This is a genomic window from Lysinibacillus sp. Y5S-8 (assembly GCF_036894365.1).
Taxonomy (GTDB): domain Bacteria; phylum Bacillota; class Bacilli; order Bacillales_A; family Planococcaceae; genus Lysinibacillus; species Lysinibacillus fusiformis_D.
Genome location: NZ_CP145889.1, coordinates 3,295,448 through 3,315,234, shown reverse-complemented (window position 1 = coordinate 3,315,234; position 19,787 = coordinate 3,295,448). Strand labels below are relative to the sequence as shown.

Genomic DNA, 19,787 nt, shown 5'->3' with positions numbered 1-19,787 from the left:
TATGAAATAAGTTGAAACTATACTCATCTATGTTATACTGAAATGGTTGTCAAAATCGTAGTTACGAATGAATTGTCTAACATCTAAACTTGATTATTTATTTGGAGGTATTTATACATGTCAGCAAAATGGGAAAAACAAGAAGGTAATATCGGTACTCTTACAATCGAAGTACCTGCTGTAGAAGTAGATGCAGCAATGGACCAAGCGTTCAAAAAAGTTGTAAAACAAATTAACGTACCAGGTTTCCGTAAAGGTAAAATGCCTCGTAAAATGTTTGAACAACGTTTTGGTATCGAATCTCTATACCAAGATGCATTAGAAATCATCGTTCCTGATTCTTATGCAAAAGCAATTGATGATGCTGGAATTATGCCAGTTGATTACCCAGAAATCTCTGGTACAGAAAACTTTGTACATGGCCAAGACTTCACTTTCACTGCACAAGTAACAGTGAAACCAGAACCAAAGCTTGGTGACTACAAAGGTCTAGAAGTGTCTAAACTTCCAGTAGAAGTAACAGATGAAGAAGTGGATGCTCAAATTCAAGAACAATTAGCTCGTAAAGCTGAGCTAGAAATTAAAGAAGATGAAGCAATCGTAGAAGGTGATACAGCTGTAATCGACTTCGAAGGTTTCGTAGGTGGAGAAGCTTTTGAAGGTGGTAAAGGTGAAGACTATCCACTAGAAATCGGTTCAGGTTCATTCATTCCTGGGTTTGAAGAGCAATTAGTAGGTTTAAAAGCTGGCGAATCTAAAGATGTTGTTGTGACATTCCCAGAAGAATACCATGCAGCTGAATTAGCTGGTAAAGAAGCTACATTCAAAGTAACTGTGAAAGAAGTTAAAACAAAAGTTCTTCCAGAGTTAAATGATGAGTTCGCAAAAGAAATTGATCCAGAAGTAGAAGGCGTAGAAGCTTTACGCACTAAAATTAAAGAACAAACTGCAGAGCAAAAAGTAGCAGAATCAGATGCAGCTCTTCGTGATGAGCTAGTAGAAAAAGCTGCTGAAAATGCTGAATTTGAAGTACCAGCAGGGATGATCAACTCTGAAACTGATCGTATGTTACAAGAGTTCGGTCAACGCTTACAAACGCAAGGTATGAACTTAGATCTTTACTATCAATTCTCTGGTCAATCAGAAGAAGATCTACGTGGCCAAATGAAAGAAGAAGCAGAAAGCCGTGTACGTGTATCATTAACACTTGAAGCGATTGCTGAAGCTGAAAAAATTGAGGCAACTGAAGCTGATATTGAAGCAGAATTAGAAAAAATGGCTGCTCAATTCAACATGACAAAAGATCAAATCACAGGTGCTTTAGGTGGAACAGCAGTACTTGAAAACGACATCAAAATCCAAAAAACAGTTGAATTTTTAGTAGAAAACGCTAAAATTACTGAATAGGTTTTTGTGTAATTAGATAGTTAAAAAAAACAAGGTACGGCATTAATCCGTGCCTTGTTTTATCACATAAACTCTTAAAATCAGTCCCCTTAAAGTTTAGTTCTCTTTTTACTTCACTTATACATAGTATTGTTTTAGTTTTTATTTTCATTCAGCAGATGTTTGTACTGAAAGTATAGATCAGTACAAAAGACCTCTTCTTTTTAGGGGAGTGTTGTATTCTATATAGACTTTGTAGTGTGTGTCCAATCACTGAATGAAGATAGAGCCATTGACAGGTTTCGAGAAATTAAAGGTGCTAGCACAATTTAAAATTTAGATGACCTTGCGTCAAGGCGAAATTGATACGATGCTAAATTTAACTTCATTCAGATAGATCTTATTAACATGACTTATTCTTTTGAATGAAAAAAGCCCTCGGTCCATGCATGTAGTAGATTTATAAATAGAGATCAGTTATTCTTTTGTATAACTGGAGGGAAGAGCCGTAACTTTATAGCGCGTAAGGTGGCAAAGGTAACAGGTTTCTACAGTGCTTCAGGAGACAAATGAAGTAAAGTACATGACGATGCGTTATAATCTATGTAGGCAGGAACGCCGAGCAGTAAATGATGCAGACAATTTATTTGATAAAGGTTCAATAATCTTGTAAGATTGTTGCTTGAATAGGGGTGAAACATATTGTTCAAATTTAATGATGAAAAAGGCAATTTAAAATGCTCATTCTGTGGAAAACCACAGGAACAAGTACGTAAATTAGTTGCAGGTCCAGGTGTTTATATTTGTGATGAATGTATCGAGCTTTGTTCCGAAATCGTTGTAGAGGAACTAGGTGTAGAAGAGGAAATCGAATTCCAAGATATCCCAAAACCGAAAGAGATCCTAACGATTCTAGATGAGTATGTAATTGGACAAGAGCGTGCTAAAAAAGCATTGGCAGTCGCAGTTTACAATCACTATAAACGCATCAATACGAACAGTAAAATTGATGATGTTGAATTAGCAAAATCGAACATTGTGTTAATCGGCCCAACTGGTAGCGGTAAAACTTTATTAGCTCAAACGTTAGCACGTATATTAAATGTTCCATTCGCAATTGCGGATGCTACCTCACTAACTGAAGCAGGTTATGTCGGTGAGGACGTAGAAAATATTTTATTAAAGCTAATCCAATCAGCAGATTATGATATCGAGCGTGCTGAAAAAGGGATTATCTATATTGATGAAATCGATAAAGTTGCACGAAAGTCAGAAAACCCATCGATTACACGAGATGTTTCTGGCGAAGGTGTTCAGCAGGCACTCCTTAAAATTTTAGAAGGAACAGTTGCAAGTGTTCCACCACAAGGAGGACGAAAACACCCTCATCAAGAGTTTTTACAAATTGATACAACCAATATTCTTTTCATTGTTGGTGGTGCATTCGATGGTATTGAAACTATCATTAAACGCCGACAAGGGGAAAAAGTAATTGGGTTCGGTTCAGATCCGAATAAAGTAGAAGTTGATGAAGGTTCTATCATGTCCAAGCTGATTCCTGAGGATCTACTGAAATTTGGTCTAATACCAGAGTTCATTGGTCGATTACCTGTACTTGCGAGTCTAGAGCAATTAAATGAAGCTGCACTTGTACAAATTTTAACGGAGCCAAAAAATGCACTAGCTAAGCAGTATCAAAAAATGCTTGAAATAGATGGTGTTGAGCTTGAATTTGATGAAGGGGCTCTTGTGGCAATTGCGAAGGAAGCGATTGAGCGTAAAACAGGTGCGCGTGGTCTTCGTTCAATTATTGAGTCAACAATGCTTGATGTAATGTACGAATTGCCTTCCCGTGAAGACGTAAAAAAATGTATCATTACAGCAAAAACAATTACGGATAAAGAAAAACCGAAATTGCTTCTTGAAGATGGCACTGAACTCGATGAAGGTAGCGACACTAAAACTTCAGCATAACGAATAGATGTGGCTGTCTACCGTTGTGAGATAGAGAGTAATTAGCTGACTTCGATTGTGCAATATTCGCACATATCGACAGTCAGCTTTTTATTCATTCCTACATAAAGCCAGCTGTAACTTGAAGAAATTTTTGGCTCGCTTCAATAACTAGTGTGAATCAATTTTTTAAACACATACTAGTAGCGCGGGATGTGAACATGAAAATTTTGACGGAGGTGAATGCCCGCATGGTGACAATACAAAAAACAACAAATGTACCATTATTGCCTTTACGTGGACTTTTAGTATACCCATCGATGGTGTTACATATTGATGTGGGTAGAAATCGTTCTGTAGCGGCGCTAGAGCAGGCGATGTTAGAGGACCAAATGATTTTATTGGTGACACAAAAAGAAATGCACGATGAACAGCCAGAAGAGCAAGATTTGTATGCAGTTGGTACGATGGCTTTTGTTAAACAAATGCTAAAATTACCAAATGGCACATTGCGTATACTAGTAGAAGGGGTATCGCGTGCTACCTGGAATAACTACCGTGCGTTAGAGAAGTATACTGTTGTGGATGTTGACGTAAAAGAGGAGTCAATAGATAAAGATGTAGAAACGCAGGCATTGATGCGTACATTAATGACGTATTTTGAAAAATATGCAAAATCCTCCAATAAGATTACGACTGAAACCATCAACACTGTAACAGATATTGAAGAGCCTGGCCGTTTAGCAGATATCATTGCTTCTCATTTACCATTTAAGATTGCGGATAAGCAAGAAGTATTGGAAATGCTGAATGTAAAAAAACGATTAGATCACTTAATTATTCGTTTGCACGATGAACAAGAAGTGTTAGATTTAGAAAAGAAAATTAATTCTAAAGTAAAGCAATCAATGGAGCGTACGCAGAAGGAATATTATTTGCGTGAGCAAATGAAAGCTATTCAAACAGAGCTGGGAGACCGCGAAGGGAAGACTGGAGAAGTAGCGGAATTGCGTAAGCGTATTGACGAAGCGGGTATGCCAGAGTCAACAAAAGAGGCGGCACTGAAAGAATTAGATCGATATGAAAAAATACCAAGTGCCAGTGCAGAAAGCGGCGTTATTCGCAATTACATCGATTGGCTCATCTCATTACCATGGACAAATTCAACAGAAGATCGCATGAATATTGCCCATGCTGAGAATATTTTAAATCGAGATCATGATGGATTAGAAAAAGTCAAAGAACGAGTTTTGGAGTATTTAGCTGTGCGTCAGCTGAAAAATTCGCTTAGAGGACCTATTTTATGCTTGGCAGGACCACCAGGTGTGGGGAAAACATCGTTAGCTCGCTCTATTGCGGAGAGCTTAGATCGTAAGTTTATTCGTATTTCATTAGGTGGCGTGCGTGATGAATCTGAAATTCGTGGACATCGACGAACGTATGTAGGCGCAATGCCAGGACGTATCATTCAAGGAATGAAAAAAGCGGGTACCATTAATCCGGTATTTTTATTGGATGAAATTGATAAAATGTCGAATGATTTTAGAGGTGACCCAGCAGCGGCAATGCTAGAGGTTTTAGATCCTGCGCAAAACAATACATTTAGTGATCATTATATTGAGGAACCGTATGATTTATCGAATGTATTATTTATTGCAACAGCCAATGATTTAAGCAGTATTCCAGGACCATTGTTAGATCGTATGGAAGTGATTTCTATTGCGGGTTATACAGAAATTGAAAAAGCCCAAATAACGAAAAACCACTTAATACCAAAGCAACTTAAAGAACATGGCTTGAAAAAAACACAAGTGGTAATGAAGGATGAAGCAGTCCTCGACATTATACGTTATTATACACGTGAGGCAGGCGTTCGTGGTTTAGAACGGCAAATTGCTACACTTTGTCGTAAAATTGCCAAAGTAATTGTATCTGGTGAGAAAAAACGAGTAACAGTTAGCTCAAAGTCTGTACAAGAATTACTTGGTAAACATCGCTTCCGTTATGGACAGGCTGAAAAGGAAAATCAAGTGGGAGTCGCTACAGGGCTTGCTTATACAACAGTCGGTGGAGATACACTTCAAATTGAAGTATCCTTAACACCAGGTAAAGGGAAGTTACAGCTAACTGGTAAACTTGGTGAAGTCATGAAGGAATCTGCTCAGACAGCATTATCCTATGTTCGTACGAAAATGGAACAACTTAATGTGGATGCAGAATATTTTGATAATCATGATATTCATATCCATGTGCCAGAAGGGGCTGTACCAAAAGATGGACCATCCGCTGGTATTACAATGGCAACAGCTATTGTCTCAGCGATTCTACATCGTCCGATTCGCCGTGAGGTAGGTATGACTGGTGAAATTACGTTACGCGGTCGTGTATTGCCAATTGGCGGTCTAAAAGAAAAAACATTAAGTGCTCACCGTGCAGGCTTAACAACGATTATTTGTCCAAAAGATAATGAACGTGACATAGAAGATATTCCTGACAGTGTCCGTGAGCAACTAACATTTAAACTAGTGTCGTCGGCTGATGAAGTATTAGCCTATGCACTGGACGGAGGTTTTTAGAAAAATGAAAGTCCATAATGTCGAAATGGTCATTAGTGCGGTAAGGCCAGACCAATATCCAGAAGATGGACTGCCAGAATTTGCATTAGCTGGTCGTTCGAATGTAGGGAAATCTTCCTTCATTAATCGAATGATTGGACGTAAAGCTTTAGCGCGGATTTCTTCGAAGCCTGGTAAAACACAAACCCTTAACTTTTATAAAATCGAAGAACAATTATTTTTTGTGGATGTTCCCGGTTATGGATATGCAAAGGTTTCTAAGTCTGAACGCGAAGCTTGGGGAAAAATGATCGAGCGTTACTTTACAGGGCGCCAGGAATTAAAAGCGGTTGTACAAATTATAGATTTGCGTCACCCACCAACAGCAGATGATCGCATGATGTATGATTTTTTAAAGCACTACAATATTCCTTGTATTGTTATTGCAACGAAGGCAGATAAAATTCCAAAAGGTAAATGGGATAAACATAAAAAAATTGTCAAAGAGACATTGGAACTGGAGAAAAGTGATCCACTTATTGTCTTTTCTTCGGAAACGGGTCTTGGCTTTGAAGAAGTTTGGGAAACAATTGAAAATAAAATGTAATGTAAAAACATCTATTGTGTCTAGTCGTTAGGACAGTAGATGTTTTTTGTCTTTTTACCAGTAAGATAAGTAGAAAATTGGGGAAAACGCTTGATGATTAAACAATTTGTCCGATAAATGAGATAGGAGGTGGACTAGATGGATATCGCAGCTTTATCAATGGCAATGAATCAAGCGACACTTATGCAAAATGTATCTTTAGCTGTTACGAAACAGGCTATGGATATGCAGCAACAAAACACAGAACAATTAGTTGAAATGTTAGATGCTCCACATCCAACAGCCGGACATACAATAGATATTCAAGTGTAATGCAGGCAAGGTAGCTTGAAGTTGAAAGCTACCTTTACTTTTAAGAATGTTTGAAACTTCTAAAATGTAACTTTTCGAATAAGAAAAACTACCAATAATACGATATACTATTACTAATATTTAGTAAGGAGGCAGGATTTTTGAGAAAGTATTCATACATACTAATGCTGATGTTACTGATGGTTATTGGATTTTCCTTTAGCCAACCTGCAAAAGCAGCCCAATTGGTGACGGGGACCTTTGTCGATGTAACGTATTCAGAATATACAAAGCCAGATGGTACGATAGAAAAGCAGCTTAGCAAAGTGACATTGCAAAATGATCGTGGACGAACAGTCACATTCAATATTAATAAGAACACTCGTTTATCAATTAATAATACGTCTACGACTATTGAGGGCTTTAAAATGGGCATGGCAGTGGAGGCTGAAATATCCTTAAGAAGTGTTGTAGAACTTCGTGGTACATCTAATACACCAATAGAAACGAATGGAACATCAACTGGAGGTAGCGTTAAAACGTCGGCTGGTGTCGTAACGAGTATTGATCCAAATGGATTATTTATTATGGTAAAACCAGATGTTGGTGCAGAAACAACCTACTATATAAACAAAGAAACCAATTATCAAAAAGGCTCTTCAGCAACAGATATTAGTGCGTTATATGTTGGTGATCGAGTTAAACTAAGTTTTAAAAATAAAAATACCTCTGTGGTTACGAAAGTAGCCATTAGTGAAACAGGTACTCTAGTGGAAAACTTATACAAAGGCGAAATACAAGCGGTCAATCCAAATGCTAATAAATTAACCGTGAAAAACCAACATGCCTTTGTTAATTGGCAATTTGGCTCACAAACAACAAATGACCTTTCGACAATGTCTTTTACATCCAAGGTGCCAATATATGTTGGCAATACGAAAGTAGAGAAAGGTCAACTGAAAAATTATATAGGTAGTGAAGCATACTATGCGACAGTTAAACAATTTGGGAAAGAAGTAATTGAGAAGATTGTAGTATTGAAAAATAATGAGCGAACGTATTATGAGCCAATGCTTTCTGTAGATACAGATTATAAACTGTTGAAACTAAAAACAGCGGGCTCAATGTACTTCCATAATGGTACCATTTTAATTCGGAATGGGCGTTTAATTGAACCTACTGGGCTGATGGCGTATGGTACTGCTTTTGTCATTACAGACGGTGCTGCTCGTGATCATTATGCACAGGTTGTACAAGTGACAAGTGATAGCTTTATATCACCTAACTTAGCTGGTCATGAATTATATTATGGACGCTTAGCTCAAGCAGATGGTTATTTAATTGAGATTGACGATGCGATGAAAATTGAATCGAATGTTTTCAAGAAAACTGAACGTACGGTACTGTCAGTAAGTAATTCCACAAAAGCTTTAGTGGATGACGGCAATAAAACATATAGTGTCATGCCGGATATTGAACTTTACTTATCTGAAGGTGATTATGGTTACTTCTATGTGAAGGAAGGGCATGTACAAGCACTTCATATTTTAAATAATGCTAAACCTGTTGCTCCATTAATGCTGACAGGGAAGCTACAATCAGTAAAATCTACGTATCCTGCTGTGCTAAATGTCAAGAGTGTGAGCCAATGGCAAAATGGTCGTTGGTATGAAGCGGGTGAAATGGTTAATGTGAATATTGACCAAGCGACGTTGATTAAAGCGGGAAAAGTCATTCAAGCTTCTGACTTACAACCATCCGATCGTTTAGTTGTCTTATCGGATCGATTTGTGAAAGCTCATTTTATTTTAGTAGATTAGCATAAAAGACAAAGAAAGAATCTGCGAGTCTAATGCGAATAGTATTTGCAAAAAGGCGATGTATACATGATCTGAAAAGAGGAAGGTACTTCGCATAGGCTTGAATACATTCGATAGACGAGCAGATTTTTTGTTAGTCATAGAGACCAAGCTTCATTATGCACTTCATGCACAGTGAAAGAGAGGAAAAGCAAATGCAAAAATATTTATCCAAAATAACGTTGGTAGTTCTTGTTATTTTTGTAATTGGAACTACTATCCCGTTCAATGCATCGGCTGCTTCATTAGAAACAACAGGTGCTGTAAAAAACGAGTATACATATGAGGAAGCCGTGTTCCTGTCAGGGACACCAGTTATTTTTAAGGGAACAAGTAAAGATCTTAAAATTGCACAAAAGGAATCCAAAGGTAAGTTAACAGAAACGTATAGCATGAAGCTAACGGCAAGCAATGGGGCTACATTGACAAGAAACATTGCCTACGAATCTGATGTAGTAGATTATGCGGTACTCGGCCAAAAAACATCCAATGGTGAGGTTAAAAAGTATACTGAGAAAATTACGATTGGATCTATTACTTATACATTAGTCGATTATCAATTTTCTCAAGGAACGGTTACGGATAATCGTGCAGCCTCTGATTATTACTCAGGAAATGTAATCTCGCGAAAAACGTATGCATTTGAAACAGGAAAAGGAAAAAACGCAGTTCAAAACACAGTAACGATTGAAACAGATAGTCGACATGCTGGCTATGAAAATTTTTGGGGAGCAACAGAAACACAAATTACAGAGTCAGTTTATTCCTATAGTAATGGCAAGACAAGCCATGTGAAAAATCGTTTATCTACAAGTAAATCACGTGTTTTAAATTATGAAGAAAACCTTGGTAGTTTAGGAAGTTTTGAGGGTGGCTATGCAGTTTTAAGTGAAAAGGATGTTATTTCTGAATACACTTATGATTTATCTTCTGGACAAAAAGGTACGCTTGATTTAGATACAGAATACATGCCAACGATCGAGCGTCTTATTATTCCTAAATTCCGTGATTTAACTAATCACTATGCAAAAGAAGCCATTGAAAAGCTATATTCTCTAGGAATTTATTCAGATTCAAGTAATTTCTTCTCTCCAAACACACCGATGAAACGCATAGACTTTACAACAGCAATTGGTAAAGCAGTAGATTTACGTGTGTTTGAAGAAAAGAAATCAAAAAAGACTGCAACTACAAGCGTGTTTAGAGATTTAAAGCGTTCTGTTAAAGATTATGGTTATATAGAGACAGCCTTAAATAAAGGGATAATTAAAGGTGTATCTGCTGATTACTTTAAGCCAGATAGTGCCATAACAAGAGCACAGGCTGCCACTATTTTTGTTCGTGCCTTAGGCCTTGAAAATAGAGCACCAAATCCTGGCTATATAACGAAATTTAAAGATGAAAACCAGATTCCAAACTATGCAAGAGATGGCATCTATATTGCAAATGAAATTGGTCTTATGATTGGCGACTCGGCCGGTCGTTTTAATCCAAATAAACCATTAACTCGTGCAGAGGCATCAGTTGTTCTAGAGCGTTTCTTGAAATATTTAGAAGATGACTTAAAGCAAAACTATCGTGATGACATATTGTTCTTTAACTAAGGAAAGGACTGAACAAAAATGACCTATGTAAAAAAAGCATTGCTCACTACGCTTTGCTTCATGCTAATACTGATGACAGCAACGCCTGTCGTCACGCAAGCAGCTACAACAATTAAAGATGTTCCTACAAATAGCAATAATTATAAGGCTATTTCTTGGGCAGTTGACAATGACTTAATGCCCTTGAACAGTGCCAATAACTTTTTACCAAATGAACAAGTAACGGAACGAGAGCTTATCTTGATGTTTGCTAAGCTGGATCGTAACTATGCATTATCATATATTGATAGTGTTGCTTATAATTTCTATAGTGATTTTTATTTACCGTTTAATGGTACAAATGTGAATGCTAATCGAACAAAAGCCGTTACACGTGGCCAATTTGCTCGAATTTATGCTGCCTTTAAAGGCTTAGATTTAGATGAACCACAGGCTGTACAATATTTATATTCAAATGAATTATCTACAAGTAGCTCAGGCAAAAAAACATTTGCTAGTTTTAATCCTTCTACTAAACTAACACGTGGTGATGTTGCAACCTTTTTATATAGAGCTGTTCAAAATGGCAATTTTGCTGTACAAGGATTAAAACGTAGTGCAGCAGGTCGTGATAATGACAGTATCACTTTACCGCCTGGTTTCATGGGCTCCAACAGTTCTGATTTTGAAGTACCAAAGGATAATTCCAATGATTTTACTGGCCCTAACAATGTTAATAATGCATTGCAAAGCATTGTGGTGGAAAAGCCAGATTTAATTGCGAACGATGTAGATTCTACACTTGTGACCGTATCGCTAAAGGCTTGTAATGGTGACCCGATTGCGGATGATAAATCGTATACGTTCAAAGTTACGTCATCTTACGGCACAATTGTTGATACATCTGGAGAAGCAGTTAAAACTGTCCAATCTGACGGCTCGACTGTATCAGCTATCGTTATCGCACCATCATTAACTAAATCAGTACGTGATACTATCTCTTTTGAGCTAGTGAATAATACGGATCCAGCTATGAAATGTCTTGTTGGGGAGAAGCTAAATGCAGAAGTTCGTTATTCACCACAGCCAGAATTACGTATTGATTATCAAGTATATGATCCTGCAAATTCAGATGATGATAATGGCAATGTGACACCTCCATATATCCCTTATGAAAAATTGCCAGAGTTCTTCACACAAAACTTAATTGATGTGTATGATCCAATTCCTTTTGCTTATGATGGGGATAAAAAGCTATTTAGTATTGGGCAGCAAACAAATGTAACAGATGCTTTGGGGAATGTACAAAATGTCTATTTGCGTTATGGTGGATCTGACCCTAGATATCCAGCATTAGGGTATGAACATGCAATATTACAATTTGAAAACTATGATATTTCCGTTTTCTTATTTGAAGAACTAATAAAAGGTCGTCTTCTCGACTCTGTGACTACACCTGCTAAAACTGAAATCATGTATATGATTTCGGAAGACGGTCGTCCAATTTATCGCGTTCAAGGGATTGATGATGATATTGCATCACAGGTTGAAAATATTAATCCGGTCGGCGCCATTATTCAACTTATGAAAGAAATGCCAGATGAAAAAAATCTAACATTAGAGCACTATGATAGTGTGATGAAAATTTATGCTATCTTCACTAACTTAAGTAACTATGACCGTACGGTGTTATTAAAATATCAAGGCGGGAAATTACTTGGGCAAGTAGAGGCCTACAAAAAACGTGTAGATGCATTGAAAGAAAGTGCCGATGCAGCCTCAAGACCATCTGGGAAAGATCGATATACAAAAGTTATGGTGACTTTAGTTCGCCCTGGTGGAGAGCCTGTGACGGATTATCAAGGAACCGTTAAAATTAAGTATGATGGCGTGGAAAAAACAGCTTCATTCATTACGAATACTTCAGATCCATTAAATAATACAGGTAGCCCAGGTACGGCCGTAGCCTACTTTGACTCAATTATTTATGGAAAATCAAAAGTGGAGGCAACACTCGTTAATCCAATAGATCCTCGCTATGCAACAATTTTAAGGGGTTTAAAAGATAAAACAGTAACGAAAGATATTTTTACTAATCCATACTTTAGTAAAAATTCATGTTCGTTAGCAACAGAGATTGCCTATGTAGTCGACTATTCTTCTTCTATGAAGGCAGTTGATCCAACGAATTATCGTGGCAAAAAAATGATTGAGCTGATCAATCAATTGAAAGCAAAAAATAATATCGTCATCGAAACGAATACAAAAGCAACGGTTCTTGGTGAGGGAACGACAGATGCTGTGCTGAAGAAAGACCTTTACAAAGCATCCAAAGAGAAGGGTGCGACAGATATTTTTGCTGGTATTGATATTGCACTAACAAAATTCTCAAATGATACAAAAACAGCCAAAGCGATTGTCGTAGTATCTGACGGTAAAACAAGTAAAGCCAAAATGACGAAGGTTATTAATGAGGCGAAAAAGCAAGGCGTTAAAGTGTACACTGTAAGTATGGGCAAAAAATCACAAGTAAATGATGCCACATTAATGCAATTGTCTACAGAAACTGGCGGAGCATATTTCCATGCAATTGATAATCTAAAATTGCATCAAGTGTTCCAGAAGTTAATTGATACTATTTTATGTAAAACACCTGCTTCAAGCTGTATCAACCCGGAAGATTTATTTGAAGAAACAAGCGTTTCGCTACGAAAAGGCTATCTTACAATGAGCGCTCGAGTTGATGGTAATTGTCAAAACGTTGATAAGATGAATGTACGCTACAATTCGATTAGTGGAGATGTCCAATTTGAATTACAAAAGCGTAGTGATCATGTTTATATGTTAACGAAAACTGTACAAACGATGCAGGACTTTAAAGTCAATAATGAAATCCAGTTTGTGGCATATGATAAAGATGGCAATATAATCGCGTTACAAACAGTTACAATTACAAATTAATAAGCAAACTGCCCCCAAACAGTGGGGGCAGTTTTTTAATTTGAAACAAGACGTATAATTTGTTACACTTAGTTTATAATAATTCTAATGTAGATGACGAATTGCAGTTCTTCATGACATGTTCACAAATTAGTGATGAACTATTGTCGAACTGTGCTATAATGAGATTTGTGAATTAGAACGTGTGAGGTGTTATTCATGCATACCATCGTAGTAGGCTTGAATTATAAATCAGCGCCTGTTGAAATACGTGAGAAGTTATCATTCATTGAGAGTGAACTACCACAAGCAATGGAAGCGCTGCAAAAGCAAAAAAGTATTTTAGAAAACGTTATTGTTTCGACTTGTAACCGTACAGAAATATATGCTGTTGTGGATCAATTGCATACTGGACGTCATTTTGTGAAACAATTTTTAGCCAAATGGTTTGATTTGCCTGTGGAGACATTTTCTTCGTATTTAACGATTCGTGAAGAAGATGAGGCAATCGAACATTTATTTAAAGTGACAGCTGGAATCGATTCAATGGTTCTTGGTGAAACGCAAATTTTAGGGCAAGTAAAAAAAAGCTTTTTAAGTGGACAAGAGATTGGTACAACAGGTACGGTTTATAATCAGCTATTTAAACAAGCGGTAACCTTTGCAAAACGTGCACATAATGAAACAGCGATTGGTGAGAATGCAGTATCTGTTTCCTATGCAGCCGTTGAATTAGCTAAGAAAATTTTTGGCTCTTTACAACGTAAGCATGTAGCTATTTTAGGTGCAGGAAAAATGGGGGAACTTGCTATTGAGAATCTTTACGGTAGTGGCGTAGGAAAAGTTACTGTCATCAACCGTACATTTGAAAAAGCAGAAACTTTAGCAGCTAAATTCCACGGAGAAGCCAAGTCAATGAAGGAATTACAATGTTCTCTCTTAGAGGCGGATATTTTAATCACTTCAACAGGTGCAACAGATTTTGTTATTGATTATGAGCTGATGCAATTTGTGGAACGTTTACGTAAAGGAAAACCTTTGTTTATGGTTGATATTGCTGTTCCTCGTGACATTGATCCACGAGTAGGCGACTTACCAAATGTTTTCTTATATGATATTGATGATTTACAAGGTATAGTTGAAGCGAATTTAGCAGAGCGTGAACGTGCTGCTGCTGATATTACAGATATGATTGGCAAAGAAGTTGACCAATTTAAAGACTGGGTAGCAACGCTTGGTGTAGTACCAGTCATCTCAGCGTTACGTAAAAAAGCTAATCGTATTCAAGAAGAGACGATGATTAGTATCGAAAATAAAATGCCAGATTTAACGGATCGTGAACGTAAAATTTTAAGCAAACATACAAAATCTATTATCAATCAATTGTTAAAAGAGCCAATTTTACAAGCTAAAGAATTGGCAAATGAACCAAAAGCAAATGAACAGTTACGTTTATTCCAACAAATTTTTGGTATAGAAGAGGCTGTTGAAGTTGAAGTTCAGGAGATGACAAAGCAAGATCTAGAGCGTAAAGAACGCTCAAAGGCATCTCAAACTTCTGCTGAGCCAAAGTACTCTTTCTAAAATATCCAATGTGTACGCGTAGCCAAAATGGTTGTACGTAAGTACTTTGCGCAATTGGATTCTCTACTGATATTACAAGAGGCGTTTTCGTATCTGTATGGTAAACTAAGGATACGAAAACGTTTTTTTTGTTTTCTGAGAGATACTAGCTTGACCATTTTACTACAAAGAAGGGATGTCTATTGGCTGATTTGACCATGACGAGACTATATGAAGTGATGATCGTCTTGTATGCGATCAGTCTAGTTTTTTACTTTACTGATTATTTTTATAAGCAAGTACGAGCAAGACGCATTGCTTTTTGGCTTGTTTCATTTGTATGGATGATTCAAAGTGCCATTATTATTTTAACATTTGTGGAAACAAAGCGTTTTCCGATTCTATCCTTGTCCGAGGGAATTTTATTTTATTCCTGGTTACTTGTGACGTTATCGATTATCCTTCACTGTATTGCGAAGGTGGACTTACCGGTGTTTATTATTAATATACTAGGATTTTTATTCGCTAGTATCTTTACATTTATGCCTAAACGCCCTACAGGAGCCGTCGGAGAGACATTAATTTCGGAAATGCTTTTTATTCATATATCATTTGCGATACTGTCATATGCAGCGTTCACTTTAACATTCGTGTTTGCCATTTTGTATCTCGTTCTATATCGTTTACTGAAAAAGAAAAAGTGGACACATTTATGGACAAGATTACCATCCCTACAGCAAACGAGTAGCTGGATGAATATTTCATTTTTTATTGGGATTCCGATGTTATTTATAAGTTTAATATTAGGGTTTGAATGGGCACTATTAACATTAGAGAGTCTTTCGATTTTCGATTCGAAAATCATAGGGTCCTTCATTATTTTAATTTTGTATTGCTTTATCCTATATGTGAATCGCAAAAGCAAGCTGACAGGAACAACTTATGCATGGGTACATATTTATGCCTATCTATTAGTTGTTGTGAACTTCTTCCTAGGAAGTAGTTTATCGCGATTCCATTTATGGTATTAGAAGAAAGGTTGGAGACTGTTGAGAAAAATTATTGTAGGTTCTAGGAGAAGTAAGCTAGCGCTAACTCAAACAAATTGGTTCATTAATGAATTAAAAGCGGCTGGTGCCCCATTTGAATTTGAAGTAAAAGAGATCGTAACAAAAGGGGATCAAATTTTAGATGTGCAGCTTTCAAAAGTAGGGGGAAAAGGATTGTTTGTGAAAGAAATCGAACAAGCTCTCTACGATAAAGAAATTGATTTTGCTGTGCATTCTATGAAAGATATGCCTGCTGTGTTGCCAGAAGGGTTAGTGATTGGTTGCATTCCTCCACGTGAAGATGCACGTGATGCCTTTATTTCGAAAGGTCATGTTAAATTTGCAGAACTTCCTGCGGGAGCGGTAGTTGGGACAAGTTCATTACGTCGCAGTGCACAGCTATTAACAGTACGCCCAGATATCGAGATTAAATGGATTCGAGGAAATGTTGATACACGTTTAGCTAAGTTGGAGACAGAGGAATATGATGCAATTATTCTAGCAGCCGCTGGTTTGAAACGTCTTGGCTGGAGTGATGATGTAGTCACAGAGTTTTTACCTGTAGAACATTGTCTGCCAGCAGTAGCGCAAGGCTCTCTTGGTATTGAATGTCGTGGAGATGATGCGGAGCTATTAGCTGAGTTAGGAAAATTAACGGATCCATCCACTTGGCAAGAGGCACATGCGGAACGTGCCTTTTTGGCAGCAATGGATGGTGGCTGTCAGGTACCAATCGCTGGGTATGCCACTTCAAATGGGAGCAAAATGACATTAACTGGCCTTGTCGCAGCTCCAGATGCTTCTGTTTTGTATAAGGAAACAGTAGTAGGAACAGACGCACAAAAAATTGGGGAAGAGCTGGCTGCTATTTTAACAGAACAGGGCGCTTTCGAACTGATTCAACGTGTAAAGGCAGAGCAAGATGCCAAGTAATTTACCTCTAAAAGGTAAAACCATCCTTTTAACGGGGACATCTAAGACAACAACCATTGTCGACAATATAACAGCTTTAGGTGGCCATGCCATCATTGCCCCATTAATAGAAACATGCGAACGATTAGACAATAATGATGCTGAACGATTGAATTGTGCGAATCAATTTGATTGGCTTATTTTTACGAGTCAAAATGCTGTCGATGCTTTTGCTCGTAAAATGCTGCGGCATCATTTGAATGCCGATCACTTCCAAGGGAAAATTGCTTCCATTGGAACAAAAACAACGACAGCATTAGAAAAGCTAGGATTTCAAGTGAGCTTTATGCCTTCTGTATTTAGTGCTGATATTTTCGTCCAAGAATTTCCGAGTGTAGCAGGTAATCTTCCGAGATGTTTGTTTATTCGTGGAGAGAAGGCGAAAAGTACGCTGAAGGATGGACTGCCCTTTGAAGTAAGAGAGTGGACTGTTTATGAAACGAGGGAACGACATGATCAAACCTCAGTTATTCTCAAATGCATCGAGCAACATCAAGATGTCACGGTCATTTTTGCTAGTCCATCAGCTGTTGATGTGTATGCAAGGGATGTAGCATCACATGTTGGCTGGCGAGCAACTCGTATTGCAGCCATTGGTCATATTACGGAAGCGGCTCTTGAACAATACGGTGCTACTGTGGAGATTATGCCAAGTGTATATACCATGCAAGCAGTTATCGAAGAAATTATGAAAGTAGGGGACAAATCATGACAAAACTACAATTTCAAAGACATCGTCGTTTGCGTGCTAATGCAACGATGCGATCAATGGTAAAAGAAACATACTTACATAAAGAGGACCTGATCTATCCTATTTTTGTAATTGAAGGCGAAAATATTAAAAATGAAGTACATTCAATGCCTGGCGTTTTTCAATTTTCATTGGATAAACTAGAAGCTGAAATTGATGAGGTTGTGGCATTAGGAATTCCTGCGGTTATTTTATTTGGTTTACCAGCTGAAAAAGATGCTGTTGGAACAGGTGCGTTCCATGATCATGGCATTGTTCAAGAAGCGACACGACTTATTAAAGCACGTCATCCTGAGCTATTAGTCATTGCCGATACATGCTTATGTGAATTTACAGACCATGGACATTGTGGCTTAATTGAAGGCGATCAGATTTTAAATGACCCTTCATTAGATGTGTTAGCCCGTACAGCTGTGTCACAAGCAAAAGCTGGTGCAGATATTATTGCTCCATCTAATATGATGGATGGCTTTGTTACAGCAATCCGTGCCGGTCTAGATGAAGCAGGATTCGAGCATATTCCAATCATGTCGTATGCAGTCAAATATGCATCTAGCTACTATGGTCCGTTCCGTGACGCTGCAGATGGTGCACCGCAATTTGGTGATCGTAAGTCCTACCAAATGGATCCATCGAACCGTTTAGAGGCTTTCCGTGAGGCAGAGTCAGATATCGAAGAAGGCGCAGATTTCTTAATTGTAAAACCTGCCCTTAGCTACTTAGATATTATTCGAGATATGAAAAATAACTATCCACTACCGCTTGTTGCGTATAATGTTTCAGGTGAATATGCAATGATTAAAGCGGCTGCTATGAATGGTTGGATTGAAGAGAAAAAAGTTGTGCTTGAAACATTATTAGGTATGAAACGTGCAGGCTCTGATTTAATCATTACGTATCATGCAAAAGATGCTGCACGTTGGTTGGAGGAGAAATAAATGACACGTTCTTACGAAAAATCAAAGCAAGCTTATGCTGAAGCTGTTCAATTAATGCCAGGTGGCGTTAGTAGCCCAGTACGTGCATTCAAATCAGTAAATATGGATCCGATTTTCATGGAATCTGGCCACGGTGCTATTATTAAAGATATTGATGGCAACGAATATATTGATTATGTATTATCTTGGGGGCCACTGATTTTAGGCCATACTCATCCAGAGGTAGTGAAAGCAATTGCTGACACAGCAGCAAAAGGCTCTTCCTTTGGTGCGCCAAGCTATACAGAAAATCGTTTAGCTCAATTAGTTTTAGATCGTCTTCCAGGTATGGAAATGATTCGCTTTGTTTCTTCAGGAACAGAGGCTACTATGTCTGCCTTACGTGTAGCTCGTGGTGTTACTGGACGTGATAAGATTTTAAAATTTGAAGGCTCTTATCATGGTCATGGTGATTCCTTATTGATTAAAGCTGGCTCTGGTGTAGCCACATTAGGCTTACCTGACAGCCCTGGTGTACCGGCAGATATCGCTCGAAATACGTTAACAGTTGCCTACAACGATTTAGAAGGGGCAAAAACGGTGTTCGAGAAATTTGGTGCAGAGCTAGCAGCAGTCATTGTGGAGCCAGTTGCAGGGAATATGGGGGTTGTACCACCACAGCCAGGTTTCTTAGAAGGTCTACGTGCCCTTACAACGGAGCACGGTGCAATATTAATCTTTGATGAGGTTATGACAGGTTTCCGTGTAGATTATGGCTGTGCACAAGGCTATTTTGATGTCACGCCTGATATAACTACTTTAGGAAAAGTAATCGGTGGTGGTCTGCCGGTAGGAGCATTTGCTGGGAAAAAAGAGATTATGGAGCAAGTAGCACCAGCTGGCCCTATTTATCAAGCAGGTACACTATCTGGGAATCCATTAGCGATGACAGCCGGCTACGAAACGTTATCACGCTTAGACCATAGTACGTATGATTACTTTAAAAAATTAGGTGATCTGCTGGAAGCAGGTTTCCGTGAAGCCGCAACAAAATACAATATTCCACACACGGTTAATCGTGCTGGTTCTATGATTGGTTTCTTCTTTACGAATGAAGATGTTATTGATTTTGCTTCAGCTAAATCATCTGATTTACAATTATTCGCTGAATACTTCCGCCTGATGGCAGAGGAAGGGATTTTCCTACCACCTTCTCAGTTTGAGGGATTATTTATTTCCACAGCACATACGGAAGAACATATTGCTAAAACAGTGGATGCCTTCCATAAAGTATTTGCACAATTAGCAAGATAACAACGTTTAGGGCATGCTAGAAACAAATCTAGCGTGCCTTTTTTAGC

Annotated in this window: 14 protein-coding genes; all 14 read left to right on the top strand. The window is 37.9% G+C overall.

What is annotated here, in order from left to right:
- The first annotated feature begins 117 nt into the window (after positions 1-117).
- The 14 genes from tig to hemL all read left to right on the top strand — a co-directional run bounded on the left by tig (position 118) and on the right by hemL (position 19,740).
- Positions 118-1,407 carry a trigger factor gene (gene tig, locus V6670_RS16100; RefSeq protein ID WP_338651657.1) on the top strand — a complete coding sequence of 430 codons (1,290 nt, stop codon included), beginning with the start codon at positions 118-120 and terminating at the stop codon, positions 1,405-1,407.
- A 681-nt stretch (positions 1,408-2,088) separates the two neighbouring features.
- A complete protein-coding gene (clpX, locus tag V6670_RS16095; protein ID WP_036123956.1) occupies positions 2,089-3,360 on the top strand; it encodes an ATP-dependent protease ATP-binding subunit ClpX in 1,272 nt (423 codons plus the stop codon).
- Between the two features lie 230 nt (positions 3,361-3,590).
- Complete coding sequence (gene lon, locus V6670_RS16090; protein WP_058844880.1) at positions 3,591-5,915, top strand: endopeptidase La; 2,325 nt, start codon at positions 3,591-3,593, stop codon at positions 5,913-5,915.
- A gap of 4 nt (positions 5,916-5,919) precedes the next feature.
- Entirely contained in the window at positions 5,920-6,501 is a 582-nt protein-coding gene (gene yihA, locus V6670_RS16085; protein ID WP_036123963.1) for a ribosome biogenesis GTP-binding protein YihA/YsxC, read from the top strand.
- Positions 6,502-6,639: 138 nt separating this feature from the next.
- Entirely contained in the window at positions 6,640-6,813 is a 174-nt protein-coding gene (locus tag V6670_RS16080) for a YjfB family protein (protein WP_082673761.1), read from the top strand.
- 140 nt (positions 6,814-6,953) lie between these two features.
- Positions 6,954-8,612, top strand: coding sequence for a hypothetical protein (locus V6670_RS16075; protein WP_036123966.1), 1,659 nt, complete (start codon positions 6,954-6,956; stop codon positions 8,610-8,612).
- A gap of 194 nt (positions 8,613-8,806) precedes the next feature.
- The gene (locus V6670_RS16070) at positions 8,807-10,255 is read left to right on the top strand and encodes an S-layer homology domain-containing protein (protein ID WP_338651656.1); all 1,449 of its coding nucleotides are present in this window, start codon (positions 8,807-8,809) and stop codon (positions 10,253-10,255) included.
- Between the two features lie 18 nt (positions 10,256-10,273).
- Positions 10,274-13,195 carry a VWA domain-containing protein gene (locus tag V6670_RS16065; protein WP_338651655.1) on the top strand — a complete coding sequence of 974 codons (2,922 nt, stop codon included), beginning with the start codon at positions 10,274-10,276 and terminating at the stop codon, positions 13,193-13,195.
- Positions 13,196-13,393: 198 nt separating this feature from the next.
- On the top strand, positions 13,394-14,758 hold the full coding sequence (hemA, locus tag V6670_RS16060; RefSeq protein WP_036123975.1) for a glutamyl-tRNA reductase: 1,365 nt from the start codon (positions 13,394-13,396) through the stop codon (positions 14,756-14,758).
- Positions 14,759-14,955: 197 nt separating this feature from the next.
- Positions 14,956-15,768, top strand: coding sequence for a cytochrome c biogenesis protein CcsA (ccsA, locus tag V6670_RS16055; RefSeq protein ID WP_338651654.1), 813 nt, complete (start codon positions 14,956-14,958; stop codon positions 15,766-15,768).
- 18 nt (positions 15,769-15,786) lie between these two features.
- Positions 15,787-16,719 (top strand): hydroxymethylbilane synthase, encoded by a 933-nt coding sequence (hemC, locus tag V6670_RS16050; protein WP_338651653.1) that lies wholly within the window; start codon positions 15,787-15,789, stop codon positions 16,717-16,719.
- The gene (locus V6670_RS16045) at positions 16,709-17,470 is read left to right on the top strand and encodes a uroporphyrinogen-III synthase (protein ID WP_338651652.1); all 762 of its coding nucleotides are present in this window, start codon (positions 16,709-16,711) and stop codon (positions 17,468-17,470) included. Before hemC ends, V6670_RS16045 begins: the two co-directional genes overlap by 11 nt.
- Positions 17,467-18,447, top strand: a complete 981-nt coding sequence (gene hemB / locus V6670_RS16040; protein ID WP_036123992.1) for a porphobilinogen synthase — start codon at positions 17,467-17,469, stop codon at positions 18,445-18,447. Before V6670_RS16045 ends, hemB begins: the two co-directional genes overlap by 4 nt.
- Complete coding sequence (gene hemL / locus V6670_RS16035) at positions 18,448-19,740, top strand: glutamate-1-semialdehyde 2,1-aminomutase (RefSeq protein WP_058844884.1); 1,293 nt, start codon at positions 18,448-18,450, stop codon at positions 19,738-19,740.
- Positions 19,741-19,787 lie beyond the last annotated feature (47 nt).

Bases quoted from the DNA above. Each gene is read 5' to 3' on its own strand.
- ccsA (WP_338651654.1), top strand. From the start codon at position 14,956: ATGACGAGACTATATGAAGTGATGATCGTCTTGTATGCGATCAGTCTA.
- V6670_RS16045 (WP_338651652.1), top strand. From the start codon at position 16,709: ATGCCAAGTAATTTACCTCTAAAAGGTAAAACCATCCTTTTAACGGGG.
- hemL (WP_058844884.1), top strand. From the start codon at position 18,448: ATGACACGTTCTTACGAAAAATCAAAGCAAGCTTATGCTGAAGCTGTT.
- lon (WP_058844880.1), top strand. From the start codon at position 3,591: ATGGTGACAATACAAAAAACAACAAATGTACCATTATTGCCTTTACGT.
- hemA (WP_036123975.1), top strand. From the start codon at position 13,394: ATGCATACCATCGTAGTAGGCTTGAATTATAAATCAGCGCCTGTTGAA.
- V6670_RS16065 (WP_338651655.1), top strand. From the start codon at position 10,274: ATGACCTATGTAAAAAAAGCATTGCTCACTACGCTTTGCTTCATGCTA.
- hemB (WP_036123992.1), top strand. From the start codon at position 17,467: ATGACAAAACTACAATTTCAAAGACATCGTCGTTTGCGTGCTAATGCA.
- tig (WP_338651657.1), top strand. From the start codon at position 118: ATGTCAGCAAAATGGGAAAAACAAGAAGGTAATATCGGTACTCTTACA.
- yihA (WP_036123963.1), top strand. From the start codon at position 5,920: ATGAAAGTCCATAATGTCGAAATGGTCATTAGTGCGGTAAGGCCAGAC.
- V6670_RS16080 (WP_082673761.1), top strand. From the start codon at position 6,640: ATGGATATCGCAGCTTTATCAATGGCAATGAATCAAGCGACACTTATG.
- V6670_RS16070 (WP_338651656.1), top strand. From the start codon at position 8,807: ATGCAAAAATATTTATCCAAAATAACGTTGGTAGTTCTTGTTATTTTT.